Consider the following 1,351-nt stretch of genomic DNA (forward strand, 5'->3'; position numbering starts at 1 on the left):
GACCGACGGCACCAAGGTCACCATCCCGGCCGGCAGCGCCACTGGCACCGCCATCATCAACGCGCCGGACGACGTGTTCGTCGGCGGCCAGGCCACCATCAGCAACAAGATCACCGGCGTCAGCGGTGCCGACAACTTCGAGAAACTGACCCTGGGTCAGAACGAAGTGAAGACCTCGGTCACCGACGAGCCGGGCTCGGGCACCCCGGGCACCGGCAACCAGGGCGACAAGGTCTCGGTCACTATCGTCGGCAACGGCGATGTCAACGAAGCCCAGCAACCGTCGTTCACCGTCAAGGTCAGCCAGAAGCTCGATCAGGACCTGACCGTGACCCTTAGCAATGGCGCCAAGGTGGTGATCCCGGCCGGCCAGACCCAGGTCGAGTACAAGGCGCCGGTCCAGGGCGACGACGTGTTCAAGGACGGCGGCCCGCTCACCGTCGGCATCACCGATGCCAGCGTGGTCGGCAAGACCTTCGAGAATCTCGAGCTCGGCGGTTCGGCCACCGTGCAGATCACCGACACCATCAGCGAAGTGGTCGCGACCCTGTCCGCTGACAAGACCACGGTTGCCGAGGGTGGCCAGTTCACCTACACCGTGACCCTGACCAACGCCCAGGGCCTGTCGGTCACCGGCCACAACGGCCTGACCTTCACCCTCACCGACGGCACCAAGGTCACCATCCCGGCGGGCAGCGCCACCGGTACCGTGACCATCACCGCCAAGGACGACGTGTTCGTCGGCGGCCAGCCGAGCATCGTCAACAAGATCGAGTCCGTCACCGGTGGCGGCAACTTCGAGAAGCTGACTCTCGGCAACAACACGCTGACCACCACGGTGACCGACGAACCAGGTTCGGGTACCCCAGGTACCGGCAACCAGGGCGACAAGGTCTCGGTCACCATCGTCGGCAATGGCGATGTCAACGAAGCCCAACAGCCGTCGTTCACCGTCAAGGTCAGCCAGAAGCTCGACCAGGACCTGACCGTGACCCTGAGCAATGGCGCCAAGGTGGTGATCCCGGCCGGCCAGACCCAGGTCGAGTACAAGGCCGCCGCCCAGGGCGACGACGTGTTCAAGGATGGCAGCTCGCTGACCGTAGGCGTCACCGACGCCACAGTCACCGGCAAGACCTTCGAGAACCTGGAACTCGGTGGCAATGCCACCGTGCAGATCACCGACACCATCAGTGAAGTCGTGGCCACCTTGTCCGCCGACAAGAGCACCGTGTCCGAGGGCGGCCAGATCACCTACACCGTGACCCTGACCAACGCCCAGGGCCTGTCGGTCACCGGCCACAACGGCCTGACCTTCACCCTCACCGACGGCACCAAGGTCACCATCCCGGCC

General features: G+C 65.1%; 1 protein-coding gene. It reads left to right on the forward strand.

The features are described from left to right. Positions 1-1,351 (forward strand): immunoglobulin-like domain-containing protein (locus POF53_RS25865; RefSeq protein ID WP_498970046.1); only part of this gene is annotated, 1,351 nt, incomplete at both ends.

Source organism: Mitsuaria sp. RG (assembly GCF_028369275.1).
GTDB lineage: Bacteria > Pseudomonadota > Gammaproteobacteria > Pseudomonadales > Pseudomonadaceae > Aquipseudomonas > Aquipseudomonas peradeniyensis.